Below are 26,103 nucleotides of genomic sequence, written 5' to 3' on the forward strand. Positions count from 1 at the left end.
CCTGTGGCGCTGGGTATCAGCCCGACTTCTTGGCCTGCTCGCGGACCGAGCCAGCCAATGCCTTCGGCATCGGCTCGTGCCGGATATACGAGCGTGTGAAATCGCCCGCGCCATGGGAGAGCGAGCGCAGATCTATTGCGTAACGGGTGAGTTCGAGTTCGGGGACCTCGGCGTGGATGCGGGTGCGGCCGGTGCCGTGTGGTTCGGTACCGAGGACGCGTCCGCGACGTCCGGACAGGTCGCTGAGCACCGGACCGACGTAATCGTCGGTGACCACCACCCATACGTCGGCGACCGGTTCGAGCAGGTCGATACCCGCCGCCGCCGCGGCCTCGCGCAATGCGAGCGCGCCCGCGGTCTGGAATGCGGCATCGGAGGAGTCGACGGAATGTGCCTTGCCGTCGAAGAGCGTCACACGCATGTCGACCAGCGGATACCCGGCCGCCACACCGCGCGCGGCCTGGGCGCGCACACCCTTCTCCACCGAGGGAATGAATTGCCGCGGTACGACCCCGCCGACGACCCGGTCGACGAATTCGATACCGGATCCGCCCGGCAGCGGTTCCACCTCGATCTCGCAGACCGCGTACTGCCCGTGCCCACCCGACTGTTTGACGTGCCTACCCTTACCGGTCGCCTTGCCCGCGAACGTTTCTCGCAAGGCGACCTTGTGGTCGATCACGTCGACCTGCACGCCGAACCTGGTGCGCAATCGCTCCAGCGCGACATCGCGGTGTGCCTCACCCAGACACCACAGCACGATCTGATGGGTATCGGGATTCTGTTCCAGCCGGATCGCGGGGTCCTCGGCCGCCAGCCGGGCCAGACCGCTCGACAGCTTATCCTCATCCGGCTTGCTGCGCGCCTGAATGGCAATGGGCAGTAGGGGATCGGGCATCTGCCATGGTTCGATCAGCAGCGGGGTGGCGGTACCGGAGAGAGTGTCGCCGGTTTCCGCGTGGCTCAGCTTCGTGACATAGGCGATGTCCCCGGCGATGGCCTGGCCGAGCGGACGCTGCTGTTTGCCGAACGGTGCCGTGACGGCGCCGATGCGCTCGTCCACATCGTGGCTTTCGTGGCCGCGGTCCTCCAAGCCGTGGCCGCAGACATGCACGGTGTCGTCGGGTCGCAGGGTGCCGGAGAAAACGCGGACCAGCGAGACGCGCCCGACATACGGATCCGAGGCCGTGCGGATCACCTCGGCCGCCAACGCGCCATCCGGATCGCAGTGCAGCGGAGTCGGCGCCGCGCCGTCGGAGGTGGTGACCGCCGAGACCGCATGTTCCGACGGTGTTGGAAATCCGCCGGTGATCAGCTCCAACAGCTCTATGGTGCCCAGGCCCTGTTTGGCCCCCTCGGGAGCGGGCGCGCCGAACAGCACGGGATGGAAGCTGCCTCGAGCGACCGCGCGTTCGAGGTCCTCGACCAGTGCCGCCAGCTCGATCTCCTCGCCGCCGAGATAGCGCTCCATCAGTGTCTCGTCTTCGCTCTCGGCGATGATGCCCTCGATCAGCCGGTTGCGCGCCTCCTCGAGCAGCGGCAGCTGATCGTCGGCCGGCTCGCATTGGACCTCCTCCCCGGAGGAGTAGTCCGCGATGCAGTGCGGCAGCAGTTCGACCAATCCGGTCACCGGGCGATGACCGTCCGGACTTTTCGGCCCGTACACCGGAAGATGCAGCGGCAGAATGTTTTCCGAGGAACCGCCGCCGAGTACCAGCCGGCAGGTCTCGGTCAGCTCGTCGAATTCGGCGCGCGCGGTATCGAGGTGCGTGATCACGATGGCCCGCGGCATCCCGACCGCCGCGCACTCCTCCCACAGCGCACGGGTCGCGCCGCTCACGGCCTCGGCCCCTTCCGCCGCGGAAATGACGAACAGGGCCGCATCCGCCGCACGCAGACCCGCGCGCAGCTCACCGACGAAATCGGCGTATCCGGGGGTGTCGAGCAGATTGATCTTGATCCCGTGCCACACCATCGGCACCACCGACAACTGCACCGATCGGTGCTGGCGGTGTTCGATCTCGTCGTAATCCGATAGCGACGTCCCGTCCTCCACCCGGCCAGCGCGATTCACCGCGCCTGCCGTGAGCGCCAACGCCTCCACCAACGTGGTCTTACCCGACCCACTGTGCCCGACCAGCACCACATTCCGGATGTCCTCCGGCCGCTGCGCCGTCACAGCCTTACCGTTGGTCCCTGCGGACGCACTCGCTTTCTCGACCATGTGTCTCGCTTTCGGGGTCGACACCTGCGCTCCTTCGAGCTTCCCACCAGCGGTCGCGTCGCGTGCCCGGATCGGAAGATCCGGTGTGTTCAGGTGGGCGTCGGGGCGTGTGCATGTGGGGTTCAGGTGGTGTGTACAGCTGGGGGCCCGAGCAGTGCCGGTGTGCGACTGCTGGAGCCTGACGCAGAGTTGTACCACCAAGGTGATTTCCACGGCGAAGGTCTGCGCATCGCTGCCGGTCTGGGCGCCAGCGACGTGGTGCCCAGCTGTCTTCGCCGACCTCGTTCAGCGAACCGTTAAACCGAACGTTTGTTAACTAAATATTCGCCACATTTGCTCGTTTGCTCGATCTGTGCGGCAACCCGCGCAGACGTCACCGCGATGTGGCCGCCCGAGGCGTCCTGGCCGTCGGTCCCAACCCAGCATGCTGAATTACCAATGTGCAGGTAGGCGATGTGTGCGTGCTTGAAGCAGTCTCCGTTGCCCCCTTACTTCGTGCACGAAAGAGGCGCACAATGGTTGCGATACACCGGCTTCAGCGTTTGTGATCGGCGGGTAACTGGATGTCCGCCGAGAGCATTCGGGCGGTCATCGGCCGTGATGACAGCGTCCACATATTGGGGGCGGCGCCCGGGTCCGCTGTTGGCATCGTGGCCGCGCTCCACACCACGCTCGATACCGGGCGCCGCGAATGCTGCCTGTAGCGACCATGGCCGCCCCGCTAGTTCGGCACCATCAAGCGATAGGAAGGGTCATGTCAGAGCAGAACAAGGCCACCGCCAAGCGCGTCCTCGACGCATGGAACATGCGAGACCTCAGCGTATTCGACGAGGTGATTTCGGCTGACTGCATCAATCACGATCCGCAGAGTCCGTTCGCCGATATTCACGGCCCGGACGGTTACAAAAAGCTCGTGCAGATGTACATCGCCGCATTCTCGGATCAAAGGTTCTTGGTCAACGAACAGATCGCCGAAGGCGATTTCGTCACTACCCGGTGGACGGCGACAGGCACCAACGACGGCGAGATGATGGGCATGTCCCCGACAGGCAAATCAGCGACCGTTCAGGGAATCACAATCAATCGCTTCCAGGACGGCAAGATCGTCGAAAGCTGGTCATGTTGGGACACGCTCGGCATGATGCAGCAACTCGGTGTCGTCCAGTCGGCGCACCCCGCAACAACCTGACTTGCACCGTATCCGCGCCACAATTGGATAAAGTCAAGTGCGGCAGTGAAATTCGAGTCGGCGGTTGTCTGCGCCCACGCGAAGCCGACATCGTTGCGGCCACTGGCGATCGAACCAGCGGCTTCCGTCGCCTGGTCCGATCGCCGTAGCGGCACTCAGCTGCCGAACCGCGCCAAGACGGAGCTGGCCTCCTGGGAGGCGGTGCCCTCCGCAGCGAGATGTGCCATGGCGGGGGAGATTTCGCGGCCGTGGTGGGCCATGGCCTGTGCATAGAGTCGGCCCGCGCGGTAGGAGGAGCGAACCAGTGGTCCGGCCATGACACCGGCGAAGCCGATTTCCTCGGCCATGCGGGAGTGCTCGACGAATTCCTCCGGCTTGACCCAACGGTCGACCGGGTGGTGACGTGGGGAGGGGCGCAGGTACTGGGTGATGGTGAGGATGTCGCAGCCGGCCTCGTGCAGGTCGCGCATGGCCTGGGTGACTTCCTCGGGGGTTTCGCCCATGCCGAGGATCAGGTTCGACTTGGTGACCAGGCCGTCTTCGCGAGCCGCGGTGAGCACGGCGAGGGAACGCTCGTAACGGAACGCCGGACGGATCCGCTTGAAGATACGCGGCACCGTCTCCAGGTTGTGCGCGAGCACCTCGGGGCGGGACGAGAAGACCTCGGCGAGCTGCTCGGGGACCGCGTTGAAGTCCGGGACGAGCAGTTCCACGCCGGTGTTCGGGTTCAAAGCCTTGATGGCCCGGACGGTTTCGGCGTAGAGCCAGGCACCGCCGTCCTCGAGGTCGTCGCGCGCGACACCGGTGATCGTGGAGTAGCGCAGACCCATCGCCTGCACACTTTCGGCGACCCGGCGCGGCTCGTCACGATCGAGTGCGGCGGGCTTGCCGGTGTCGATCTGGCAGAAGTCGCAGCGGCGGGTGCATTGTTCGCCGCCGATCAGGAAGGTGGCCTCGCGGTCTTCCCAGCATTCGAAGATATTGGGACAGCCCGCCTCCTCGCACACCGTATGCAGGCCTTCGCGTTTCACCAGGCCCTTGAGTTCGGTGTACTCGGGGCCCATCTTTGCTCGGGTCCGAATCCATTGAGGCTTGCGCTCGATCGGGGTCTCCGCGTTGCGCGCCTCGATGCGTAGCAGTTTGCGTCCTGCCGGTGCTGAAGCTGAGGTCACTCGATCGACCTTACGCCTGCCGTGCGCCGCCGTCGGATGCAGTCCGTCACTGTCCCGGGCAACGCGACAGCAGCCGACTCATTCGGCTCTCGCAGGCGCCACGGCCGGTGCGGCGCGGGCGATGTCGTGTGCGGTCACCGGGAGTTCGCCATTGAGCGCTCGGGTGATCGCCTCGGCGACCAGCGGCTTGACTTCGGCCACGGTGACCTCGCGACCGAGTTCGCGCGACAGCGTGGTGACACCGGCGTCCCGGATGCCGCACGGGACGATCGCCTGGAAGCCGTCGAGTGCGGAATTGCAGTTGAGCGAGATGCCGTGCAGCGCGACGCCCTGCTGTACCCGCACGCCGATCTGGGCGACCTTGCGCTCGGAGTAGAGCTCGGTCGCGGCCAGCCACACACCGGAACGGCCCTCGACCCGTCCGCAATCCAGCCCGAGGTCGGTGCAGACGGTGATCAGCGCTTCTTCGAGCCTGCGGACGTAGTGCACGACATCCACCGGCTCGGCCAGCCGCACGATCGGGTAGCCGACCAGTTGGCCCGGGCCGTGCCAGGTGATCTTGCCGCCGCGATCGACCTGCACCACGGGGCTGCCGTCGATCGGTAGATCCTCGGCCTCGGTGCGGCGACCGGCGGTGTAGACCGCCGGGTGCTCCAACAGGAGCAGATGGTCGGAGCCCGCTCCGGCGGCGCGCTGCGCGGCGATAGACCGCTGCATATCCCAGGCGCTGTGGTAATCGATGAGTCCGAGATCCTCGACCACGATCGGGGTCGTATCGAATCGGGCGGACCAAGTGGTGCGCGTGTCGTTCACGCCCTTGACGGTACGCCGAGTGTGACGATCCGATAAACCAACTCGATGTGGCCGATGCCACATGGTTGCCAGGTTCGACGTCGGGTTCAAGTGTGCGCTGGTACATCGGCAGCCTATCGACGAGATGCGTCCCTGTAAGCAGCAGGCTTCAGCCCCGTAAACCGCATGCAACTTTCGCCAGGCCGGGTAACCAGGTCCAGGGTGCGGTCAGTGCCGCGCCCAACAATGTCGGACCGATAACCATCGCCCTACGGCCAAGTAGACCGGCCCTACTCGGGCTGCTGCCGCGCACGAATTCGTACGCGGCATCCGTCATTCCGCGAGCGACCTATCTGGGCGGGCACTGGCGCCAGTTGGCTCAGTCGCCCTCGATCGGCAGCGTCAACTGCATCAGGGTCAGGTCCATCCAACGTCCGAACTTCCGTCCGACCTCCGGCAGTTCCCCGACAATGCGGAAATCGAACTGCTCGTGCAGCGCGATCGAACCGGTATTGCCGGATTCGATGGCCGCGACCATGGCGTGCACGGTGCCCGCTTGACTGGCGCGCTCGATCAGCTCGGTGAGTAGGGCACTCGCGATCCCGCGGCGGTGGAAACGGTCGGCGACGTATACCGAATTCTCCACGGTGAAGCGATAACCCGAGCGTGTCCGCCATGGGCCGTAGCTGGCGTAACCGGCGACCTCGCCGCCGATATCGGCGACCAGAATGGGCAGCCCGGCGGCGGTGCGGCCGCGGAACCAGGCGCGCCGATCGTCGAGATCGACCTGCTCGTGATCCCAGATAGCGGTGGAGGCGGCGATATTCGCGTTGTGGATGACCAGGATCTCGGGCAGATCGCCCTCGCGCGCGTCACGGATGACGGTGGCGGGTCGGGTGTCCAGCTCGGTCATCGATCTACTCCATAGGGGGTCTTCGGATGCCGCGTCAACGATCGTCATCGCGGCCGAGGGCGGCCGCCAGCGCAGCGCCGATCGTCTGGTGCTGGAACGGGTAACCCGCCGCTTCCAGCGCCGTCGGGATCGCGCGCGGGCCGTTCAGGATCCCCTCTTCGGCGAATTCGCCGATCAGCGCGCGTAATGCGAACGCGGGCACCACGAATGGGGTCGGCCGGTGCAGCACGCGGCCGAGTGCCCGATTGAATTCGGCATTGGTGACCGGTGCCGGACCGACCGAATTGATCGGCCCGGCAATGCTGTCGTGGGTGAGCGCGAAGATGATCGCGCCGATCTCGTCGGCCATCGAGATCCACGGCGTGTACTGGCGTCCGTTGCCGAGTCGCCCCCCGAGCCCGAGTGAATACAGCGGCTGCAGCATCCCGAGCATGCCACCGTGATGGGACAGCACCACGGCACTGCGCAGTAGCACTGTGCGCACACCCGCCTCGACGGCGGGGTTGGTCGCGGCCTCCCAGTCCCGGCAGAGGGTGGCGAGGAAACCCGTTCCCGCGGGGGTAGTTTCGTCGACCACCCGGTTGCCGGTGGTGCCGCCGTAGTAGTGCACGCCGCTGGCATTCACCAGTACCGGCACACCAGCGGCGGCTACCGCATTGGCCAGCACATCGGTCGGGGTCAGGCGGCTATCGCGCAGTTCCTGTTTATAGCTGCCGTTCCAGCGCCGCCGTCCGATGCTCGCCCCGCAGAGGTTGACCACCGCGTCGGCGCCGCGCAGGGCCCGCTCGTCCAGATCGGCGCGAGCGGGGTCCCAGCGGTGTTCGTCCGGCGCGTTGGGCGAGCGGCGTACCAATCTGGAGACTTCGTGCCCCTCGCGGCGCAATGCCGCGACGAGTGCCGTCCCGATCAGCCCGGACGAACCGGCGATCACCACCTTCATACGCGACAGACGACCCTTTCCGACTACAGACCGAGGTCCGCCTCGAACGCCGCTTCCTCGAGCCGGTGCCGGATGGTGGTCAGGAAGCGACCGGCATCGGCGCCGTCGATGAGGCGGTGATCGTAGGTGAGCGGCAGGTAGCACATGGACCGAACGCCGATGGACTCGTTGCCGGTCTCATCGGTGACGACCACCGGACGCTTGACGATCGCACCCGTGCCGAGCATGCCCGCCTGCGGCGGAACCAGAATCGGGGTGTCGAACAGCGCGCCCTGGCTGCCGATATTGGTGATGGTGAAGGTGCCGCCGGCCAGCTCGTCCGGCTTGAGGCCGCCGGTGCGGGCACGGTTGGCGATATCGGCGATGGCGCGGGCCAGTCCGGCCAGCGACAGGTCGCTGGCGTTGTGGATCACCGGGGAGAGCAGACCCTGCTCGGTGTCGACGGCGATGCCGAGGTGCACCGAGGCGTGGTAGGTGATCTCCTTGGTGGACTCGTCGTAGCTGGCGTTCACATTCGGGTGTACGCCGAGCGCCTCGACGACCGCCTTGGCGAAGAACGGCAGGAACGTCAGGTTGACGCCCTCACGGTCCTTGAACGCGGCCTTGGCCTGGCTGCGCAGCGCCGCGATCTTGGTGACATCCGCCTCGTGCACCTGGGTCAGCTGCGCGGTGGTCTGCAGCGATTCCCGGGTCTTGGTGGCGGTGATCTGACGGATGCGGCTCGCCTTCTGCACGGTGCCACGCAGGTGCGCCAGCTGCGACTGCGGTGCGGCGGCGGGCGCCTTCGCGGCCGGTGCGACTGCCGCGGGGGCGGCGGCCGGAGCCGGTGCCTTCTTGGCCTCGACGGCGGCGAGCACATCCTGCTTGCGGATGCGTCCGCCGACTCCGGAGCCCGTGACGGTGGCGAGGTTGACGCCGTTCTCCTCGGCCAGTTTGCGAACCAGCGGGGTGACGTACGGGGTCGCGCCGTTGCCGGAGGTGTCCGGGGTCGGCGCCGGAGCCGTGGCGGCCGGGGCCGGAGCAGGCTTCGGGGCCGGGGCCGGGGCCGGGGCCGGGGCCGGAGCCGGAGCAGCGGCAGGTGCCGGAGCTGCGGCCGCGGGAGCAGGCGCCGGTTCGGGGGCCGGGGCGGGAGCCGGAGCCGCCGGAGCTGGTACGGGGGCGGCGGGTGCCGGTGCGGCGGCCGCGGGGGCGCCGCTGCCGATCACGCCGAGCTGTCCACCGACGGCGATGACATCGTCTTCCTGCGCGGAGATTTCCAGCAGGGTGCCCGCCACGGGCGAGGGGATCTCGGTGTCGACCTTATCGGTGGAGACCTCGAGTAGCGGCTCGTCGACGGCGACCTGGTCGCCGACTTGCTTGAGCCAGCGGGTGACGGTGCCCTCGGTGACCGACTCACCGAGTTCCGGCATCTTGACCGGGGTGCCCGACGCGGCGGCGGGGGCGGGGGCGGCAGGAGCCGCGGGTGCGGGGGCCGCAGCGGCGGCGGCCGGCGCGGGGGCCGGTTCCGGCTCCGGTGCCGGGGCGGGTGCAGGCGCGGCTTGAGGTGCGGGGGCGGCGGCGGGCGCGGGCGCTTCGCCGGCTTCGCTGATCACACCGAGCTCACCGCCGACCTCGACGACGTCATCCTCGGCGGCGACGATCTTCGACAACACACCCGCCGCCGGCGACGGGATCTCGGTGTCGACCTTATCGGTGGAGACCTCGAGCAGTGGCTCGTCGACCTCGACCGTGTCTCCTTCCTGCTTCAGCCACCTGGTCACCGTTCCCTCGGTGACGCTCTCACCAAGAGCCGGCATCTGGACGGAGAAGGCCATGTCCGTTGACTCCTCTGACTGCTCGACGGGTTCTACAACAGTTGATCTCACTGCGGACACCCACCGCGGGTCGCGATGGGTGTCCGAAAGCCACCGATCATTGTGCGTGGCACCGGAGATCTGTGTGGTTCTTGTACCGCGATCCATCCTTGCACTCGCCTGCGAGACGTGTAGCACAGGGCAGCGAACTGCACGGGGCTGGCAAGATGGAATGACCGGTGCCGAGCTGTGGGTCACCGGGCGAAGGAGGTCGGCGTCGTTGGGTTTGCTGGATCGTTTCCGAGGCGGCGTGGCCCGAGGTGGCAGCGTTTTACGTGTGGGTTCGGGTAATGGTGAGGATGCTCGTTACCTCGCCGAGTGGGTGCGCACGCATAGTGGGGTGGAGGCCTACGTAGAGCCCAAGACGACGGTGACGGATGTCACTGTTGTACTGATCGCGGCCGACGGCGAATGGACACGTCGCGTCGTCGGAGAGCGCGGCGCGCGCCGGCTAGCCGGAGATTTGCGGATTCCCGTTTACGACGTGCGCAAGACCGGTTATCCGCAGCGGATGCGCGACCACGACGCCCGCAAGCGGATCGAGCGCAAACGGGCGCTGGAACGCGATCTGGGCGAGTTGTAGTGCTGTTCTTTTCGTTCAATTTGTTCGCCGAGCGCGGTGCGACGCACGGCAATCCGGACGCCGCACCGCCATTCGGTTACTCCGTCGCGTCCTCGTGCGCGATGTCCTCGATCACCGAGACCAGGGTGCGGACCGGAACCCCGGTGCCGCCCTTGCCGATGTAGCCGAACGGGCCGCCGGTGTTGTAGGCCGGACCCGCGACATCAAGGTGCGCCCACTGCACGCCCTCCGGGACGAACTCCTTCAGGAAGATCGCGGCCGAGAGCATGCCGCCCCAGCGGTGTGATGCGACATTCGCCAGATCGGCGACCTTGGAGTTCAGATCGGCGCGCAGTTCGGTGGGCAGCGGCATCGCCCAGCCGTTTTCACCGGCCAAACGCGACAGTCGCGCGACGCGGTCGCGGAATTCGTCGGTGCCCATTACACCGGGGGTTCGGGTGCCGAGCGCGACCATCTGCGCGCCCGTAAGCGTGGCGACATCGATGATGTACTCCGGATCATCCTCGCCCGCTCGCACGATCGCGTCGGCGAGAATCAGGCGGCCCTCGGCATCGGTGTTGAGCACCTCGACGGTCTTACCGCCGTATTGGGTGAGCACGTCGCCAGGGCGCTGCGCGGTGGCCGATGGCATGTTCTCCGCCATCGGCACGGTCGCGATCACCGTGACCGGTAGCTCCAGCTTGGCGGCGGCGATGGTGGCGGCGATGACCGCGGCGGCGCCAGCCATATCCGAGGTCATATTCTCCATATTCGCGGCTGGCTTGATCGAGATGCCGCCGGTGTCGAAGGTGATGCCCTTGCCGATGAGCGCGACCTTCTTGGCGCCGCCGTTGTAGGTCAGTCGCACCAGGCGCGGCTGGCGCGAGGAGCCCTTGCCGACGCCGAGCACGCCGCCGTAGCCGCCCTCTGCCAGCGCCTGCTCGTCGAGCACCTCGACCTGCAGACCTGCCGCCTCGGCCAAAGCCTTCGCGTGGGAGGCGAATTCGGCCGGGTACAAGTGACTCGGTGGGGTGTTGACGAAATCGCGTGCGGTGGCGATGGATTCGGCGATCACCCGGTCGTGGTCGAAGCCCTTGCGGTAGGACACGCTCGGGTCGCCGACGAGGAGTTGGACCTTGCGCACCGGCTGCTCGTCCGGCTTACCGTTGGCGTCCTCGGATTTGAACGCGGTGAAGGAGTACGCGCCGAGGAAGATCCCTTCGGCGGTGGGGCCGATGCCGCCCTCGAGACCCGACAGCGTGGTCACGGCCAAGCCGACACCGGTCAGCGCACGGCCGGCGACACCGGCCGAGCGACGGATCTGTTCGGCATCGATCTTGTCCGCGGCGCCGAGTCCGACGGCGAGCACGCTTTTCACATCGAGGCCGGCCGGTGCGGGAATCCGGGTGAGTTCCTCGGCCTTGCCCTTCGCGCCGACGGCGCGCAGCTGTTCCTGCAGCGCCGCGCGCACATCCGCGGCGAGGATGTTATCGACGAATTCGTCCTCCAGTGTGGCGATCGTCGGGCCGTCGTCACCGGACACCAATCCGATCACCAGTACGTCGGTGTCGGGGCCGATGGCGTCGACCAGGTCCAGTTCCGGTCCGAGCGAACGATCTGCAACAGCGGTCATGGGCACAGGTTACTGGGCAGACGTGCCGCTATCCCGTCGAGGAGCAGTTCGAGCCGGTATCGAGCAGGGCGGCGAAGTCCAGTTCGGGACCGGGCGAAGTGGCTGAGTTCGACCCGTCGGTCCGCCCATGTCGTTGGTGCGGGTGCGCTTCGGGCCAGCACGAATTCGGTCATCGCTACCAACCCCGGTATGTCCGACCTACATTGGCCAATGAACACATCGTTCGCGGCGAGAGGATTGCGCTATGGGTACCGGTTCGACCGTTCGGCAGGCGACCGCGGCGGATCGCGATCCGCTCATCGCCGCATTCGCCGCGGCCTCCTTTGATGAGGCGGTGACCGTGTGGATATTGCATGGCCACCCCGCCGAGCAGTTCCTCGCGGGCTGGGTGCCCGATCTCATCGACAAGGCGCTGCGCGAGGACGAGATCTGGATTGCCGAGGCCGACGGCAGCATCCGAGCCGTATCACTGTGGCAGACCGTCACTTCCGTCGACCGCTACGCGGCCGAGGCCGCCGAACTCCGGGCCGCCGCCGATGCCGCCCCCGAGGTCTCGGCGCTGCGCCGCGCGGCCTATGTCACCGGCCTGCTCGCCAGGGAACATCCACGCGAATTCCCGCACCGCTACCTCCAGGTGATCGTCACCGTTCCGGAGCATCGCGGAAAGGGCGCGGGCGGCGCCATCCTCACCGACCGGCTGAAGGCCGCATCCGATGCGAGTATTCCGGCATTCCTGGAAGCCAGTACGCAACGATCGGCCCGGCTCTACGCGCGCAAGGGATTCGTGCGTGAAGGGCAGACCCACACTCTCCCGGAGGACGGCCCAACGCTGATTCCCATGTGGTTCCGCGGCTGATCGAGATCGCCGCGCCAGCAGGTCGAGTAGCGCACAACGCCGGGATAAGCTCGCCGGGTGACCGATACCAATCTGCTGCAAGGGCCGATCCATGACGTCCACGTTCAACTCGGGGCGAAGTTCGCGCCGTTCGGCGGGTGGCAGATGCCGGTGTCGTATGCGGGGACGGTCGGCGAGCATCAGGCGGTGCGCACGACGGTCGGCCTGTTCGATGTGAGCCATCTCGGCAAGGCAACGGTGCGCGGCGCCGGTGCGGCCGAGTTCGTGAACTCGGCCCTCACCAACGAGCTCGGCCGGATCCGACCGGGCAAGGCGCAGTACACGCTGTGCTGTGCCCCCGACGGTGGTGTGATCGACGATCTGATCGCCTATTACGTCGGCGATGACGAGATCTTCCTGGTGCCCAACGCCGCCAATACCGCGGCGGTCGTCGCCGAACTGCAGAAGGTCGCGCCGGAGGGCATCACAGTGACCGATGAGCACCGCGAGTACGGGGTGTTCGCGGTGCAGGGACCGCGCTCGACCGAGGTGCTCACCGCGCTCGGGCTGCCGACCGATATGGAGTACATGGCCTACGCCGACGCCGATTGGGATGGCCGCCGGATTCGGGTCTGTCGCACCGGATACACCGGCGAACACGGCTACGAGTTGCTGCCGCGGTGGGCCGATGCCGAGCCGCTGTTCCGCGCGCTCGTCGAGCAGGTCCGCGCGCACGATGGGCAGCCCGCCGGGCTCGGCGCCCGCGATACGTTGCGCACCGAGATGGGTTATCCACTGCACGGACATGAACTGTCGCTGGAGATTTCGCCCGTGCAGGCGCGCTGCGGGTGGGCGATCGGCTGGAAGAAGTCCGAGTTCTGGGGCAAAGATGCGCTGGAGCAGGAGAAGTCGACGGGTCCGCGCCGAATCCTGTTGGGACTGAAGGCGCTTGGCCGCGGCGTGCTGCGCCAGGGACAGACCGTGCTGCGTGACGGCGAGCCTGTCGGTGAAACCACTTCCGGCACCTTCTCACCCACGCTGCAGATCGGTATCGCCCTCGCCCTGCTCGATACCGAAGCGGCGATCGAACCCGGCGCACAGGTCGAGGTCGATGTGCGCGGGCGACGGTTGCGCTGCGAGGTCGTGCGCCCGCCGTTCGTCGACACGAAGACCAAATAGTCGGCGTCCGGCTGCTAACGCCGACGTCGGCGGGTGACGCGGGTATTCGCTGCGCGCAGACACTCGCGCGGCGAGAAAATCGCGACCGATAGGATCTGCCTCATGACCGCTGCCGCACAGTTCACCCATGTTCCGCATCCCGCGCCCACCCCGGCGCAGCGGGTACAGGAGATTCTGTCGGCGCCGGGATTCGGACGCTTCTTCACCGACCACATGGTCTCCATCGACTACACCGAGGGCGAAGGCTGGGGCAATGCCCGGGTCGAGCCGTACGGGCCGTTGGCGATGGATCCGGCGACGATGGTGTTCCACTACGGCCAGGCCATTTTCGAGGGTCTCAAGGCCTACCGGCAGAACGACGGCAGCATCTCCTGCTTCCGCATCGACGCGAATGCGGCGCGCTTCCGCAAGTCCGCGCGTCGGATGGCGATGGCGGAGCTGCCCGAGGAACTATTCATCGAATCCGTGCGGCAACTGCTCGAGGTCGATAGCGGCTGGGTGCCGGCGGCCGGTGGTGAGGAGTCGCTGTACCTGCGGCCGTTCATGTTCGCCTCCGAGGCCGGGCTCGGTGTGAAACCCGCCGCCGCCTACAAATACCTGCTGCTGGGATCGCCTGCGGGCGCGTACTTCCCGCGCGGTGTGAAGCCGGTGCGGGTCTGGCTGTCGACCGAATACGTGCGGGCCGCACCGGGCGGCACCGGTGAGGCGAAGGTCGCCGGTAACTACGCGGCCTCGCTGCTGGCGCAGGCGCAGGCCTCGGAGAAGGGCTGCGATCAGGTCGTCTGGCTCGATGCCTGTGAGCGTCGCTATGTCGAGGAGATGGGTACCAACAACCTGTTCTTCGTCTTCGGCTCCGGTTCCGAGGCGCGGCTGGTCACTCCGGAACTGTCCGGATCGCTGTTGCCCGGCATCACCCGTGATTCGCTGCTCACTCTCGCCGCCGATTCGGGCTATGTGGTGGAGGAGCGCAAGGTTTCGGTGGAGGAGTGGCGCAAGGGCGCCGAATCCGGTGAGATCACCGAGGTTTTCGCCTGTGGTACCGCTGCTGTGATCACTCCCGTCGGCTGGGTTCGCTCCGCCGATGGTGAATTCGCCGTCGGCGGTGGGGAACCGGGTGAGGTCACCATGGCGCTGCGCGACACACTCACCGGGATCCAGCGCGGCACCTTCGCCGATATCCACGGGTGGATGCGCGGCATGTGACTGCGGCGGTCTCGCGAACGGCCGCAGCCGTGTGCCGTTCGTAGGTCAGCTGGGCATGAAGGTGCGCCATTCCTCCAGCGTCTGCGGACGCATGACGTAGTTGGCGTCCTTGACTGTCGACAGGGCGGCGGACGGGTCCTGGGAATACCAGTGACCGGGGTAGACGACCGGGTCGCCGGATAGGTCGGCCAGGTAGCGCAGGCTGCGGAACATGGCGTCGGAGTCGCCGCCGGGAAAGTCGGTGCGGCCGCAGCCGTCGATGAACAGGGTGTCGCCCGCGATGAGGCGATTGTCGAACAGGAAGCACTGGCTGCCGGGCGTGTGGCCGGGGGTGTGCAGCAGTTCGATATCGAAGGCTCCGACACTGACCTTGTCGCAGTGCTGGTGTCCGGTGAGTTCGCTCGGCGCGATGCCGGTGACATTGGCGACCCAGGACAGTTCCTCGGCATTGACGTGCACCGGAACACTCGTCTTTTCCAGCAACTCCCGTACCCCGCGCAGGGTGAATCCCAGCATGGTGCCGCCCACATGGTCCGGGTGGTGATGGGTGGCCAGCACCCCGGTCAGCCGCAGCCCGTCGGCCTCGGCGATATCCACCAGATCGCCCGCCGCATACGCCGGATCCACCACCACACACTCGCCGGTCTCCCGATCGCCGATCAGATACGCGAAATTTCGCATCTGCGTCGCGATCGGATCACCCACGGCAAAATCTCGACCGGACAGCAATTGACGAAAGTACAGACGCTCGGAAGACATACCGTCCACTGTATTGCCTGACCCAGACAATGCGCGCACCGTGCCAGCTATCTCATCGTGGGCAATGTGTTCGGATATGAGTGCGCGCGTGTGCGTAGTTAACGGACCGACCAAGCCCGTCGTGTTGGCACGCGTGAATTCGGCCGCTGCACTGTCCACCTGACGGTGGACGTGGGACTGAGCGTGCACTTTCCCGCCTAGTCCAGCGAGAATGCGCACTGACGCCCGATCCGCTATCCAGGCGCGAGAACCGATGCGGGTCAGGAGACCGAAATACGAAGGGCGGCATGGCAACGCGTTGCTGCGACGCTGTTGTGAGTCAGGTGCCCAGGGTTAGTCCGGCGGCGGTGATGGCGACGGACATCTCGAGTGTCGCGCCGAGGATATCACCCGAGAGGCCGCCGAAGCGGTGGGTGCAGTGTCGGGCCATTAAAGCTGAAATGCCTAGGGCGACAAGGACAACGACAGGGCCGAGCCAGCGGTGGTCCGGGATCGCGAATATCCCCGCGGCAATGGCGAGTGCGGACCAGACTGTGATGGTGATCGGGTGCTGGGTCCCGGCGACCAGTGCGCCGAAGCCGGTATCGGGCGCGGCGGTGATGCCGCGCCGACAGGCGAGGATTACCACCACTCGGCCGACGGCCACGGCGAGCAGCACCGCGAACCAACGCTCGGCTTGCGCCAGCGCGGTGAACGAAAACGCTTGGAGCCCAACGACGAACACAATTGCCGCTACCCCGAACGGACCCGTGTCGCCACTCTTCAGTATCGCCCTGGCCCGCTCCGGTGGACCATAGGACCCCAACCCGTCCATCGTGTCGGCCAGCCCATCCAGGTGCATTCCGCGAGTAACGAGCGCCAACCCGGCAACCACCACCAGCCCCGCTACCGCCGCACTCGCCCCACTCCACACCAACACCCACAGCAAACCCACCCCCGCCGCCCCCAGCCCCACCCCAACCAACGGCGCCAACGCAATCGCCCGCCCCGCCGCGCTCCGATCGACACTCTCCGGGCCCCGCACCGGCAGCACCGTCAGCCACGACACCGCAAGCCGCGCACCATTCATATTCGCCGACCTGTAATCGTTCGACCGTCGCCGTCGTCCGAAACCATCGCCGTACGCCGCAAACCGCTTCTGCGGAGCGCTTCCTCGGCTTGGAGCGTCCGGCCCGCAGGTCGCTGGAGGCCGGTGGTCGCGGTCGATCTGTTTGTCGGGATCGTCTGCTGGTGATGTCGGTTGTTGGAGGGTTCCGGGCCGCGAGTGTGCCAGGTTCGTTTGTCGGTGGTGGGGTGTGTGTTGCTGGTGGTCGCGGTCGACCTAGTTGTCGGGATCGTCCGATGCTGACGCCGGTTGCCAGGGCGCTCCGGTCTGCGAGTGTGGTGCGTGGGCTGTGAGTGCCAGGTTCGTTTGTCGGTGGTGGGGTGTGTGTTGCTGGTGGTCGCGGTCGACCTACTAGTCGGGATCGTCCGATGCTGACGCCGATTGCCAGGGTGCTCCGGGCCGCGAGTGTGGTCCGCTTGTCCAGAGCGCCGGGCTTGTTCGTTGGCGAACGCGCTTGCGGTCACCGTCTACTTCCGCAAGTCCGGTTGCGCACTCGCCACGGAGGCGATGCTGGTCTCGGTCTCGGTCTCGGTCTCGGCTTCGGCTTCGGCGGTGGCGGAATCGGCGGTGCTGACACCGGCTTCCGCGAAGGTGGCCATTTCCGCGAGCGTGGCTACGGCGGCGCGCAGGACGGGGAGGGCGGTGAGAGCGCCGGAGCCTTCGCCGAGGCGCATGTCCAGATCGACGAGCGGGTCGAGGCGGAGGTGGCGCAGGGCGAGCGTGTGGGCGGGTTCGGTGGAGCGGTGGCCCGCGAGCCACCAAGCGCTGGCGCCGGCGGCCAAATCTTCGGCGACCAAGGCTGCCGCAGTGACGACCACACCGTCGAGGATGACCGGAGTGCGGCGGGTCGCGGCTTGGGCGAGGAAGCCCGCCAAGGCGGCGAAGTCGGCGCCGGCGGCTACGCGCAGCAGTTCGACCGGGTCCTTGGCGACCGGGCGGGCGCGGCGCATGGCGTCGCGGATCGCGGCGACCTTGCGGATCCAGCCCGCGTCGTCCACACCGGTGCCCCGGCCCACAGCGGCGATGGGTTCGGTGTCGGTGAGGGTCGCGATGAGGACTGTCGCGGGGGTCGTATTGCCGATACCCATATCGCCCGCGATGAGCAGGTCGGCGCCCGAATCGATCTCCTCATCGGCGATCGCCTTGCCCGCGGCGAGCGCGGCATGGATCTCGTCCTCGCTGAGCGCGTCTTCGCGATCGATCGACCCGCTCGAGCGCCGCACCTTGTGCTTGGCCACCTGCGGATCGGTATCGGCATCGACGGAAATATCGACGACCCGCACGGTCGCGCCCGCGACCCGAGCCAGCGTATTCACCGCCGCGCCGCCGCCGAGGAAATTGGCGACCATCTGCGCGGTCACCTCACTCGGATATGCCGAAACGCCATGGCGCGCAATGCCGTGATCCCCCGCGAACACCACCACCCGCCCCCGCTCGAACTGCTTCGGCGGACACACCCCCTGACATGCCGAGACCCAATTTCCGAGCGTCTCGAGCCGCCCGAGCGCCCCACCTGGTTTGGTCAGCTGCGCCTGCCGCTGCTCCGCCGCCGCCCGAACTCCCGCATCGGGTGGCGCAACCGGTCCGAATCCGTCTGTCACTATCGAGCCTTTCCGGGTCGGGGCAGTTCATTCCTACACCGCGCAGTCCATATCCGGCCCAATCTTGCCGCCACCCCCACCCGTGCGCACCACCCACCCCGCCACCCGATGCCTCGTCCCGCGCGCTCGCGGTCCGACTCCGGGTCCGCACGGCGCATCCTGCGCGCTCGACACGACACCCGATAGGGCGCGGCTTCCTAGATTGGCGCGACATGATCGCCGCAGCCGTGCGGTCCTATTTCAGGCGGAGGGGGAGCCCGGCGACAATGAAGAAGGCTTCATCGCAGGTTTGCGCCAGGCGCTGGTTCAGGGTTCCGATTTCGTCGCGGAAGAGGCGCCCGGAGCGAGTGGCGGGGATGACGCCCATACCGACCTCGGGGGTGACGATCACCAAGCGGCCGGGATAGACAGCGACGGCGGCGACCAAGGCGTCCGCGTCGGGGGCGATGGTGCCGCGCGGGGCATCCCAGGCCGCGCGGGCGTCGATACGCCCGGTGAGCCAGGTGCCGACATCATCGAGCAGTGTGGTCCCGGCCGGTGGAGCCGCGGTGAGAACCCTTGCCGGATCGGCACTTTCCAGAACGGTCCAGTCCGCGGGCCGGCGATCGCGGTGGCGCGCGATGCGCTCGGCGAAGTCGAGATCGGCAGGATCGGGAATCGCCGTAGCGATATAACGCACCGGACCACCCTCGGCCGCCAGCACCTCCGCGAACGCCGACTTACCGGATCGCGCACCGCCCAGCACGAGGATGCGGTGCGCGCGACTGCTGGTAGATGAATGGTCCAACACGGCTGCACCGTATCAATCCGCCGCGCACAAGCCTGGACCTCGCTGCCACTCGGCTCCGGTATGACCGCGTTAGCGGCTGTGTTGATTGTTCGCTCGTTCAGGCGCGCTGCTCGGTCGCCTCCGCGCCCCCGAACCGGCGTCGATACTCGGTCGGCGCGATACCGACGACCTTCTGGAAATGATGCCGCAGCAGTGCTCCGGATCCGAATCCCGCTTGTGCGGCAATCTGTTCCAGCCCCTCGTCGGTGTCCTCGAGCAGATGCTTGGCGTAGAGCACGCGCTGATTGGTCAGCCATTTCACCGGTGTGGTTCCGGTTTCGGCGGCGAAGCGGCGGGCGAAGGTGCGGGTGGACATCATCGAGCGGGCGGCCAGATCATCGATGGTGTGCGGCAGCTCGAGGTTTTCGTTCATCCACTGCAGCGTGGAGCCGAGACTGTCGGAGGTGCATTCGGGCACCGGACGCTCGATGAATTGGCGTTGCCCCCCGTCGCGTTGGGGCGGCACCACCATGCGCCGCGCGATCGCATTCGCGACGGAACTGCCGATCTCTCGACGCACCAGATGCAGGCAGGCGTCGATGCCCGCGGCCGTACCCGCCGAGGTGATCAGATTGCCCTCGTCGACGAACAGCACATCGGGATCGACCGTGGCCTGGGGAAATTGTGCTGCCAACTGGTCGACATAGCGCCAATGCGTGGTGCATTTGCGACCGTCGAGCAGCCCGGCCGCCCCGGCCAGGAACGCACCGGAACATACGGTGAGCACGATCGCTCCACCATCCGACGCATCCCGGATCGCATCGACGACCCGCGGATCCAGTCCCTTCTCGAACGCCGATGCGGGAAAAGCCGGAATCGCCACCAGATCGGCCTTCGCCAACTCCGCCAGCCCGAACTCCGGCGTGACGGTGATGCCAGGCGTTGTGGACGGCAGTGGCTTCCCGGGGTCGGCCCCGCACACCTTGAAATCGAATCCGGGCAGACCGTCCGCGGTCCGATCGAGTCCGAAAACCTCACAGACCACGCCGAATTCGAACATGGCCAAGCGCTCGGTGAGCACTACCGCGACCTTGGACAGCATGGGTAGAGCGTACCTGGCTGGATCTTTACGAACAATGTCAGAACAGCCACTTTCGGCGGTAAATCACCGAGCGCAAAATTACTGCCATGATTACTTTTCTCGTCAGCATGGCGGTCGTGGTGGGCTTCGCGGTCCTCATCACACGGGGCGGCGGTCACGCCGGATCAGCCAATGTCATCGATCGCGACGCCCAGCGCGTGCAGTCCGATCTGTCCGCCATCATCGCCCACTCACATCACCACTGAGGGCTGCGGCGATGAACTGCCGCATCGTCGCAGCTCTCGTTCCAGCGCGGAGCGAGTCTTACGAGCGACGTTCGTAGCTCGTTCGCGTCCGAGTTGTCGAAGCGTATGCGTCGTAGGCGCGAGTCTCTATGCGCGCGCATCAGGTGCCAAACATCCCGCCATCACTGACCACCACGGAGCGAGTCATACGAGCGAGGAGTTCGCGGCCCGTCTCGCGTCCGAGTCGTCGAAGCGCATGCGACGAAGTCGCGAGTCTCGACGGCTCGGACGCGAGACACCAGGGGGCCGCGAACACGCCGCGCCGCAGGCGCGGCCAATTAGACACGGCAAATTAATCACACACTATCGCCGGGGCCGACTCGCGGCTTAGGGGCGCGCATCTTGCGGATCTGCGAGGCGCGGACGAAGGCGTACCAACCCAGCTTGTAGCCGGTATCGGTGCTCTCCGGAAAGCGCTCACGCACCCGTCCGTTGACGATCCGGCCGAGCAGGAAGCCCTCGGCGATCATGAAGAACATCATCACCAGCATGGCCAACGTCACAATCGTCTGCAGCGCGGGCGCGACGAACATCGACAGGATCAGGACCAGCGCCATCGGCATGAACAATCCGACCAGGTTGCGCCGGGCATCGACGATATCGCGCACGAAGGCCCGCACCGGGCCCTGGTCGCGGGGCAGCAGGTACTTGTCCTCACCGGCCAGCATTCTGGCGCGCCGGTCCTGGGCCGCCAGCCGACGTTCGGCTGAGGCAGTCTTGCGGTCCTCGCGGCTACCGCGGGTCGCCTTGCGCCGAGCGCGCGCCTCCTTCGCGGTGAGCGGGGCCGGAGCCACCGGCCCGCGCCGCTTGCCTTGGGCGTCACGACGTTTCGGAGTTGGTCGGCCTTTGCCCTCGGTGGCGGTGACCGCTTTAGTGGTGGAGACTGCGGTCGAGCCGCCGTCCGAGCCCGCCGTCTTGTCGGCGCTCTCGTCGGTGGTGCTGGACTCGCCGCGACGGAACAATTTCACGCGACCAGGCTATTCGATGCGCTACCCCGCAGGAAATGAGGTCGGCGGGAGGTTGTGTCCACCGCAGTACGCGGTGGTGGCAAGATGGGGGAATAACAGCCCGCTGAGTGGTGTTGACTGCCACGAGCCGTGCGCTGTTCACGGGTTGAACACAGCTGTCCTGAGGAGAGTTCATGACTGTGCAAGACGAGACGACCACCCACGGTGTAACTCTGACCGACGCCGCCGCCAGCAAGGCGAAGGCGCTGCTCGACCAGGAGGGTCGCGACGACCTCGCCCTGCGTATCGCCGTGCAGCCCGGCGGCTGTGCGGGCCTGCGCTACCAGCTCTTCTTCGACGACCGCTCGCTCGACGGTGACCTGACGGTCGACTTCGGCGGCGTCAAGCTGGCCGTCGACCGGATGAGCGCGCCGTACGTGCAGGGTGCCTCGATCGACTTCGTCGACACCATCGAGAAGCAGGGCTTCACGATCGACAACCCGAATGCCACGGGTTCCTGCGCCTGCGGCGACTCCTTCAACTGACAATTGATCCGTCTCCGCCCGAGACAACTGATTTCGTGAGGACATGGGCGGGCACGTCCAAGACTTCCGCGCATCTGACCGACTGCCGGTCCGCGACGTAAGTTTCGGCCTCTCAGGGGCGGCGAAAGGCGTGGGAGTCATGGGTAACTCTCGGGGGCGTCCAGGACTGATCTGGACGTTGACCGCCTGTCCGCGATGTAGGTGTTCGGGCTCTGAAGGGTCTGCAAAAGGCGCGCGGAGGCGGGGGCATGGGCAAATCGCCGGGGACGTCCAGATCTGATTTGGGTGTCGACCGCTGGTCAGCGCCGTAAGCCTTGGGCATTCGCTGTCAGGGCAGGCGGGAGCCATGGCTGACTTGTCGGGGACGTTGGGATCTGAATTGGGTGTCGACCGCCGGTCAGCGCCGTAAGTCTTGGGCACTTCGCCGTCGGCAAGAGATTCAGGGGCGGAGCCATGGCTGATTCGCCGGGACATGAGATCTGAACTGGTGTCGGCCGCCGGTCCGCGACGTAAGCCTCGCTACTTCGCCGTCGGCGAGAGGTTCAGGGCAGGCGGGAGCCATGGCTGACTCGCCGGGGACATCCAGATCTGAACTGGGTGTCGACCGCCGGTCCGCGATGTAAGCCTTGGGCACTCCGCCGTCGGCAAGAGACTCGGGGAGGCGGGTGAGCTACGGTGAAGGCGCGGGTTCGTCCCCGCGCTTTTCGTCGTCTGCCGCCTACTCGAAGGGGCTCAGCCTCGTGTCTATCGCCGTGTCCGCGTCCATTGCGACCGACCATCTCATGCGCTTCCCCGGACGGTTCGCCGACGCGCTGCTGGCCGATCAGCTCGACCATGTCTCGGTGAGCTTTCTCGTCGATGATCTGCAGATCCGCAAGGGCGGTGTCGCGGGCAATATCGCCTACGCCATGGGGGTTTTGAACCGCACGCCGCTGCTCGTCGGCGCGGTCGGCGCCGATTTCGCCGAGTACGGCGCCTGGCTGGAGAAGCACGGCGTCGACTGCTCCACCGTCAAGATCTCGGATCGGGCGCATACCGCCCGCTTCGTCTGCACCACCGACGATGATATGGCCCAGATCGCCTCGTTCTATCCGGGCGCGATGAGTGAGGCCCGCGATATCTCGATCGGCGAACTCGCCGAGCAGCACACCCTCGACTTGGTGCTCATCGGCGCCAACGATCCCGAGGCCATGCTGCGCCACACGGCCGAATGCCGCGAACTGGGCATTCCGTTCGCCGCTGACCCGTCCCAGCAACTGGCCCGCCTCGACGGCGATCAGGCCGTGCAGCTGATCGAAGGCGCCGCATACCTTTTCACCAATAAATACGAGTGGGCGCTGCTGCTGCAGAAGACCGGTCTGAGCGAGGAAGAGATCGCGCGCAAGGTCGGCATCCGGGTCACCACGCTCGGCAAGGACGGCGTGCAGATCGTCGACCGCGACGGCACCGAGGTGAGCGTCGGTGTGGTCCCGGAGGTGAACAAGGTCGAGCCCACCGGGGTCGGCGACGCCTTCCGCGCGGGTTTCCTCACCGGCCACACCGTCGGTCTCTCGCTGGAGCGTTCCGCCCAATTGGGTTCGCTCATCGCGGTTCTCGTACTCGAGACCATGGGCACCCAGGAGTGGACCCTCAACAAGGACGACGCCCTCGAACGCCTCACCAAGGCCTACGGCCCCGAAGCCGCCGCCGACATCAAGCCCTTGCTCTGACCCACACCGCTCTCTACGGCCGCACCATCCCCGGTGCGGCCGTTCGCGTTTACTCCCGCGCCGCGCACGTTCTCGCGCGCCACGCACGATTCATCGCGCAAGTCCATGCGTGGCGCGCAAGTCCATGGGTGGCGCGCGAATCTATCTGGGGCGCGCGAAACCATGCGCGGCGCGCGAAACCATATGCTGCGCGCGAAACAATGTTCGGCGCACGAAAGCTGCGGGCGCAAATCCATGCGTGACGCGCGAATCCATGTGGGGCGTGTGAATCCATGTGCTGCGCGCGAAACAATGTGCGGCGCAGGAAAGCTGCGCGCCACAGTGCGCATCGCACGAGGTGACGGCACGTCCTCACCCGGGCGCTGTGCGCGTTGTGTTACACCGCCGCCGACGGCAACCCTGCTCTGAGCGACGACGACCCCCGCGGCCGCACCGTCCCCGGTGTGGCCGTTCGCATTCGGACTCCGCTGCCGCGCACGTTTTCGCGCGACACGTACGAATTCACCGGGCCAATCCATGCGCGGCGGGCGAAAAGATGCGCGGCACAGTCGCATTGCATCAACGGTGCCGCGCGCGTTGTGTTGCGGGCGTAACGTGCGCGGCACCAGCGATTACAGCGTGACGGGGTAGGCCGGCTCCTGGATGGCTGGGGTGATGCGCTTTTCGACGAAGATGCCGTGCCAGACCATGAAGACCAGCAGTGTCCACAGGCGGCGGCTGTGGTCGCCGCGGCCCGCGCGGTGGTCTTCCAGCATGCTCTTGATGGCGCCCTTGTCCAGCAGGTGATCGGTCTGCGATTCGGCGATCTGCAGGTGCGCCCAGTCGTACAGTTCGGTGCCGCGCAACCAATGCCGCAGCGGGACCGGGAAACCCAGCTTCGCGCGGTGCAGCACATGCGGCGGGACGATGCCCTCGAGTGCCTGGCGCAGTGCGTATTTCGTGGTTTCCTTGGTGATCTTCTGCTCGTAGGGCAGTTGCTCGGCGACCTTCAGCACCTCGGAGTCCAGGAACGGCACGCGCAGCTCGAGCGAATTCGCCATCGTCATCTTGTCGGCCTTGACCAGGATGTCGCCGCGCAACCAGGTGTAGAGATCCAGATGCTGCATGCGCGCCACCGGGTCCCAGCCCCGCGACTGCGCGTAGATCGGCGCGGTGACGTCCTGGTGGGTCCATTCAGGTCGGAATTCGCGCAGCACCGCGCGCAGCTGCGCATCGCTGAAGCTGCGCGCATTACCGTAGTAGCGCTGCTCCAGCGGCAGCGAACCACGGTGCAGCAGGCTCTTGCCCCGGGTACCGTCCGGAATCCGCTCCGAGAGCTTGCCCGCCAGCTTGCGCACCCCGCGCGGCAAGTATTCGAATGGCTGGAGCGACAACGGTTCCCGGTAGATCGTATATCCGCCGAACAGCTCGTCCGCGCCCTCACCGGAAAGCACCACCTTGACGTGCTTGCGCGCCTCCTTCGCCACGAAGTACAGCGGAACCAGCGCTGGATCGGCCACGGGATCGTCGAGGTACCAGACGATTTCGGGAATCGCGGCCGCGAATTCGGCGGGGGAGACCACCTTGACGATGTGCCGCGCGCCGATCGCCTCCGCGCTCTCGGCGGCCACATCGACCTCGGAGTAGCCCTCGCGCTCGAAGCCGGTGGTGAAGGTGATCAGCTTCGGGTTGTGCCGCATGGCCAGCGCCGCGACCGCGGTGGAGTCGATGCCGCCGGACAGGAACGACCCGACCGTCACATCCGCACGCATATGTTTGGCGACCGAGTCTTCGAGGGCCTCGGCGATATCGCGATAGCGTGCGGCCGCCGATCCGGGGGCAAACGGCCGCACCTTGAATTGTGGGTTGAAGTAGCGAGTGATCTGCGGCGCTTCGCTCGCCCGCACGGTCGCGTAGTGCCCGGATTCGAGGCGACGGATGTCCTTGTGCAGCGTCTCCGGCTCCGGCACGTACTGCAGCACCGTGTAGTGCTCCAATGCCCGCGGGTCCAGCGCATCGGACAGTCCGAGCGCGGGCAGCAGCTCCAGCAGACTCTTCTTCTCACTGCCGAACGCGGTCCCACCCGGTCCGGTGGCCAGGAATAGTGGCTTGATCCCGAACGGGTCGCGCGCCAGGAACAGCTCCTTGGTTTCGGTATCCCAGATCGCGAACGCGAACATGCCGCGCAGCTTGCGCACCGCCTCCGGACCCCAGTAGTGGAAGGCGGCGACGATCGCCTCGCTATCGCCCTCGGTCTCGAAGATCCTGCCGTCCGGGTACTGCTCGGCGTGCGCCTTCGCGAGTTCCTCGCGGATCTCGATGTAGTTGTAGATCTCACCGTTGAAGGTCAGCGCGTAGCGCTCCCGGTTCTCGGCCGGTCCCCAACGCAGCGGCTGGTGCGAATGCTCGATATCGATGATCGACAGTCGGTTGAAGCCGTAGATCACATGATCGTCGTGCCAGGTCCCGCGCTCGTCCGGGCCGCGATGGCGCGCGCAGTGCAGGGCGTCGTACACCCGCTCTACGGTGTCTACCCACCCCGCCAGCTGCGCTGGCTGCCGTCCCCGACTGTCGTCGGTTGCCGCATCAGATGTCAGAAATCCGAGCAGTCCACACACGGCGTCGGCAACCTCGTTTCCTACTTGGTACGGGCGCTTGCCCGATTCATTGGGTGGCTGCGCCCGATAGATGGGGCGCACAGGACGAAATCTCGTGTCCGAGTATGCCGCACCGAGCGGATTCGTGTGTCGCGCCCACCGTGTTCCAGGAAGGCCGGGCCCGGTGAGTGCCGCCATCCGCAAATGCCCG

General features: G+C 66.6%; 23 protein-coding genes. 9 read left to right on the top strand and 14 right to left on the bottom strand.

The features are described 5' to 3' along the window. Positions 1 to 16: 16 nt before the first annotated feature. Positions 17 to 2,224 (bottom strand): elongation factor G-like protein EF-G2, encoded by a 2,208-nt coding sequence (locus ACQP2U_RS11625; protein WP_433716428.1) that lies wholly within the window; start codon positions 2,222 to 2,224, stop codon positions 17 to 19. Positions 2,225 to 2,353: 129 nt separating this feature from the next. Between ACQP2U_RS11625 and ACQP2U_RS11630 the strand changes: the two genes are divergently transcribed. Both ACQP2U_RS11630 and ACQP2U_RS11635 read left to right on the top strand, forming a co-directional pair. Beyond that, positions 2,354 to 2,524, top strand: coding sequence for a DUF2399 domain-containing protein (locus ACQP2U_RS11630; protein ID WP_433714678.1), 171 nt, complete (start codon positions 2,354 to 2,356; stop codon positions 2,522 to 2,524). A 409-nt stretch (positions 2,525 to 2,933) separates the two neighbouring features. Beyond that, on the top strand, positions 2,934 to 3,413 hold the full coding sequence (locus ACQP2U_RS11635) for an ester cyclase (RefSeq protein ID WP_433714679.1): 480 nt from the start codon (positions 2,934 to 2,936) through the stop codon (positions 3,411 to 3,413). A 155-nt stretch (positions 3,414 to 3,568) separates the two neighbouring features. Here ACQP2U_RS11635 and lipA read toward each other — a convergent pair whose 3' ends face one another. The 5 genes from lipA to sucB form a co-directional block, all read right to left on the bottom strand. After that, complete coding sequence (lipA, locus tag ACQP2U_RS11640) at positions 3,569 to 4,585, bottom strand: lipoyl synthase (RefSeq protein ID WP_433714680.1); 1,017 nt, start codon at positions 4,583 to 4,585, stop codon at positions 3,569 to 3,571. Positions 4,586 to 4,663: 78 nt separating this feature from the next. Beyond that, positions 4,664 to 5,398 (bottom strand): lipoyl(octanoyl) transferase LipB, encoded by a 735-nt coding sequence (gene lipB, locus ACQP2U_RS11645; RefSeq protein ID WP_433714681.1) that lies wholly within the window; start codon positions 5,396 to 5,398, stop codon positions 4,664 to 4,666. 358 nt (positions 5,399 to 5,756) lie between these two features. After that, positions 5,757 to 6,290 (bottom strand): N-acetyltransferase family protein, encoded by a 534-nt coding sequence (locus ACQP2U_RS11650; RefSeq protein WP_433714682.1) that lies wholly within the window; start codon positions 6,288 to 6,290, stop codon positions 5,757 to 5,759. Positions 6,291 to 6,324: 34 nt separating this feature from the next. After that, on the bottom strand, positions 6,325 to 7,230 hold the full coding sequence (locus ACQP2U_RS11655; RefSeq protein ID WP_433714683.1) for a TIGR01777 family oxidoreductase: 906 nt from the start codon (positions 7,228 to 7,230) through the stop codon (positions 6,325 to 6,327). 23 nt (positions 7,231 to 7,253) lie between these two features. Beyond that, the gene (gene sucB / locus ACQP2U_RS11660; RefSeq protein ID WP_433714684.1) at positions 7,254 to 9,044 is read right to left on the bottom strand and encodes a 2-oxoglutarate dehydrogenase, E2 component, dihydrolipoamide succinyltransferase; all 1,791 of its coding nucleotides are present in this window, start codon (positions 9,042 to 9,044) and stop codon (positions 7,254 to 7,256) included. Positions 9,045 to 9,303: 259 nt separating this feature from the next. Between sucB and ACQP2U_RS11665 the strand changes: the two genes are divergently transcribed. Then, complete coding sequence (locus tag ACQP2U_RS11665) at positions 9,304 to 9,666, top strand: oxidoreductase (RefSeq protein ID WP_433716429.1); 363 nt, start codon at positions 9,304 to 9,306, stop codon at positions 9,664 to 9,666. Positions 9,667 to 9,742: 76 nt separating this feature from the next. Here the strand turns inward: ACQP2U_RS11665 and ACQP2U_RS11670 are convergent, their stop codons facing one another. Then, positions 9,743 to 11,278, bottom strand: a complete 1,536-nt coding sequence (locus ACQP2U_RS11670) for a leucyl aminopeptidase (protein WP_433714685.1) — start codon at positions 11,276 to 11,278, stop codon at positions 9,743 to 9,745. Positions 11,279 to 11,522: 244 nt separating this feature from the next. Between ACQP2U_RS11670 and ACQP2U_RS11675 the strand changes: the two genes are divergently transcribed. The 3 genes from ACQP2U_RS11675 (at position 11,523) to ACQP2U_RS11685 (ending at position 14,495) form a co-directional block, all read left to right on the top strand. Continuing rightward, a complete protein-coding gene (locus ACQP2U_RS11675; RefSeq protein WP_433714686.1) occupies positions 11,523 to 12,134 on the top strand; it encodes a GNAT family N-acetyltransferase in 612 nt (203 codons plus the stop codon). 57 nt (positions 12,135 to 12,191) lie between these two features. After that, positions 12,192 to 13,292, top strand: a complete 1,101-nt coding sequence (gene gcvT, locus ACQP2U_RS11680) for a glycine cleavage system aminomethyltransferase GcvT (protein ID WP_433714687.1) — start codon at positions 12,192 to 12,194, stop codon at positions 13,290 to 13,292. 102 nt (positions 13,293 to 13,394) lie between these two features. Further along, on the top strand, positions 13,395 to 14,495 hold the full coding sequence (locus tag ACQP2U_RS11685; RefSeq protein ID WP_433714688.1) for a branched-chain amino acid aminotransferase: 1,101 nt from the start codon (positions 13,395 to 13,397) through the stop codon (positions 14,493 to 14,495). A gap of 45 nt (positions 14,496 to 14,540) precedes the next feature. Here the strand turns inward: ACQP2U_RS11685 and ACQP2U_RS11690 are convergent, their stop codons facing one another. The 5 genes from ACQP2U_RS11690 to ACQP2U_RS11710 form a co-directional block, all read right to left on the bottom strand. Next, positions 14,541 to 15,254 carry an MBL fold metallo-hydrolase gene (locus ACQP2U_RS11690; protein ID WP_397037831.1) on the bottom strand — a complete coding sequence of 238 codons (714 nt, stop codon included), beginning with the start codon at positions 15,252 to 15,254 and terminating at the stop codon, positions 14,541 to 14,543. 319 nt (positions 15,255 to 15,573) lie between these two features. Continuing rightward, on the bottom strand, positions 15,574 to 16,323 hold the full coding sequence (locus ACQP2U_RS11695; protein WP_433714689.1) for an adenosylcobinamide-GDP ribazoletransferase: 750 nt from the start codon (positions 16,321 to 16,323) through the stop codon (positions 15,574 to 15,576). 503 nt (positions 16,324 to 16,826) lie between these two features. After that, complete coding sequence (gene cobT, locus ACQP2U_RS11700; protein WP_433714690.1) at positions 16,827 to 17,960, bottom strand: nicotinate-nucleotide--dimethylbenzimidazole phosphoribosyltransferase; 1,134 nt, start codon at positions 17,958 to 17,960, stop codon at positions 16,827 to 16,829. 235 nt (positions 17,961 to 18,195) lie between these two features. Further along, complete coding sequence (cobU, locus tag ACQP2U_RS11705; RefSeq protein WP_433714691.1) at positions 18,196 to 18,750, bottom strand: bifunctional adenosylcobinamide kinase/adenosylcobinamide-phosphate guanylyltransferase; 555 nt, start codon at positions 18,748 to 18,750, stop codon at positions 18,196 to 18,198. Positions 18,751 to 18,847: 97 nt separating this feature from the next. Beyond that, complete coding sequence (locus ACQP2U_RS11710) at positions 18,848 to 19,831, bottom strand: helix-turn-helix domain-containing protein (protein ID WP_433714692.1); 984 nt, start codon at positions 19,829 to 19,831, stop codon at positions 18,848 to 18,850. A gap of 86 nt (positions 19,832 to 19,917) precedes the next feature. Here ACQP2U_RS11710 and ACQP2U_RS11715 point away from each other — a divergent pair, with 86 nt between their 5' ends. After that, positions 19,918 to 20,076, top strand: coding sequence for a hypothetical protein (locus tag ACQP2U_RS11715; RefSeq protein WP_433714693.1), 159 nt, complete (start codon positions 19,918 to 19,920; stop codon positions 20,074 to 20,076). A gap of 335 nt (positions 20,077 to 20,411) precedes the next feature. Here ACQP2U_RS11715 and ACQP2U_RS11720 read toward each other — a convergent pair whose 3' ends face one another. Then, a complete protein-coding gene (locus tag ACQP2U_RS11720; RefSeq protein ID WP_397037820.1) occupies positions 20,412 to 21,083 on the bottom strand; it encodes a DUF3043 domain-containing protein in 672 nt (223 codons plus the stop codon). Between the two features lie 173 nt (positions 21,084 to 21,256). On the opposite strand from ACQP2U_RS11720, the gene ACQP2U_RS11725 reads away from it, so the two are divergent. Together ACQP2U_RS11725 and ACQP2U_RS11730 are read left to right on the top strand one after the other, a co-directional pair. Next, positions 21,257 to 21,607, top strand: coding sequence for a HesB/IscA family protein (locus ACQP2U_RS11725; protein WP_040688522.1), 351 nt, complete (start codon positions 21,257 to 21,259; stop codon positions 21,605 to 21,607). 740 nt (positions 21,608 to 22,347) lie between these two features. Then, complete coding sequence (locus ACQP2U_RS11730) at positions 22,348 to 23,316, top strand: carbohydrate kinase family protein (protein ID WP_397038031.1); 969 nt, start codon at positions 22,348 to 22,350, stop codon at positions 23,314 to 23,316. A gap of 611 nt (positions 23,317 to 23,927) precedes the next feature. Here ACQP2U_RS11730 and asnB read toward each other — a convergent pair. Continuing rightward, the gene (gene asnB / locus ACQP2U_RS11735; protein WP_433716430.1) at positions 23,928 to 25,913 is read right to left on the bottom strand and encodes an asparagine synthase (glutamine-hydrolyzing); all 1,986 of its coding nucleotides are present in this window, start codon (positions 25,911 to 25,913) and stop codon (positions 23,928 to 23,930) included. Between the last annotated feature and the right edge of the window lie 190 nt (positions 25,914 to 26,103).

The sequence above is a fragment of the Nocardia sp. CA-084685 genome, from assembly GCF_050955785.1.
In the GTDB taxonomy this organism is placed as follows: Bacteria; Actinomycetota; Actinomycetes; order Mycobacteriales; family Mycobacteriaceae; genus Nocardia.

Excerpts from the sequence above, each read along its gene's own strand:
- ACQP2U_RS11625 (WP_433716428.1), bottom strand. The coding sequence starts at position 2,224 with ATGGTCGAGAAAGCGAGTGCGTCCGCAGGGACCAACGGTAAGGCTGTG.
- ACQP2U_RS11635 (WP_433714679.1), top strand. The coding sequence starts at position 2,934 with ATGGCCGCCCCGCTAGTTCGGCACCATCAAGCGATAGGAAGGGTCATG.
- ACQP2U_RS11650 (WP_433714682.1), bottom strand. The coding sequence starts at position 6,290 with ATGACCGAGCTGGACACCCGACCCGCCACCGTCATCCGTGACGCGCGC.
- ACQP2U_RS11655 (WP_433714683.1), bottom strand. The coding sequence starts at position 7,230 with ATGAAGGTGGTGATCGCCGGTTCGTCCGGGCTGATCGGGACGGCACTC.
- sucB (WP_433714684.1), bottom strand. The coding sequence starts at position 9,044 with ATGGCCTTCTCCGTCCAGATGCCGGCTCTTGGTGAGAGCGTCACCGAG.
- ACQP2U_RS11670 (WP_433714685.1), bottom strand. The coding sequence starts at position 11,278 with ATGACCGCTGTTGCAGATCGTTCGCTCGGACCGGAACTGGACCTGGTC.
- ACQP2U_RS11675 (WP_433714686.1), top strand. The coding sequence starts at position 11,523 with ATGGGTACCGGTTCGACCGTTCGGCAGGCGACCGCGGCGGATCGCGAT.
- ACQP2U_RS11685 (WP_433714688.1), top strand. The coding sequence starts at position 13,395 with ATGACCGCTGCCGCACAGTTCACCCATGTTCCGCATCCCGCGCCCACC.
- ACQP2U_RS11690 (WP_397037831.1), bottom strand. The coding sequence starts at position 15,254 with ATGTCTTCCGAGCGTCTGTACTTTCGTCAATTGCTGTCCGGTCGAGAT.
- ACQP2U_RS11695 (WP_433714689.1), bottom strand. The coding sequence starts at position 16,323 with ATGAATGGTGCGCGGCTTGCGGTGTCGTGGCTGACGGTGCTGCCGGTG.
- ACQP2U_RS11710 (WP_433714692.1), bottom strand. The coding sequence starts at position 19,831 with ATGCTGTCCAAGGTCGCGGTAGTGCTCACCGAGCGCTTGGCCATGTTC.
- ACQP2U_RS11715 (WP_433714693.1), top strand. The coding sequence starts at position 19,918 with ATGATTACTTTTCTCGTCAGCATGGCGGTCGTGGTGGGCTTCGCGGTC.
- ACQP2U_RS11725 (WP_040688522.1), top strand. The coding sequence starts at position 21,257 with ATGACTGTGCAAGACGAGACGACCACCCACGGTGTAACTCTGACCGAC.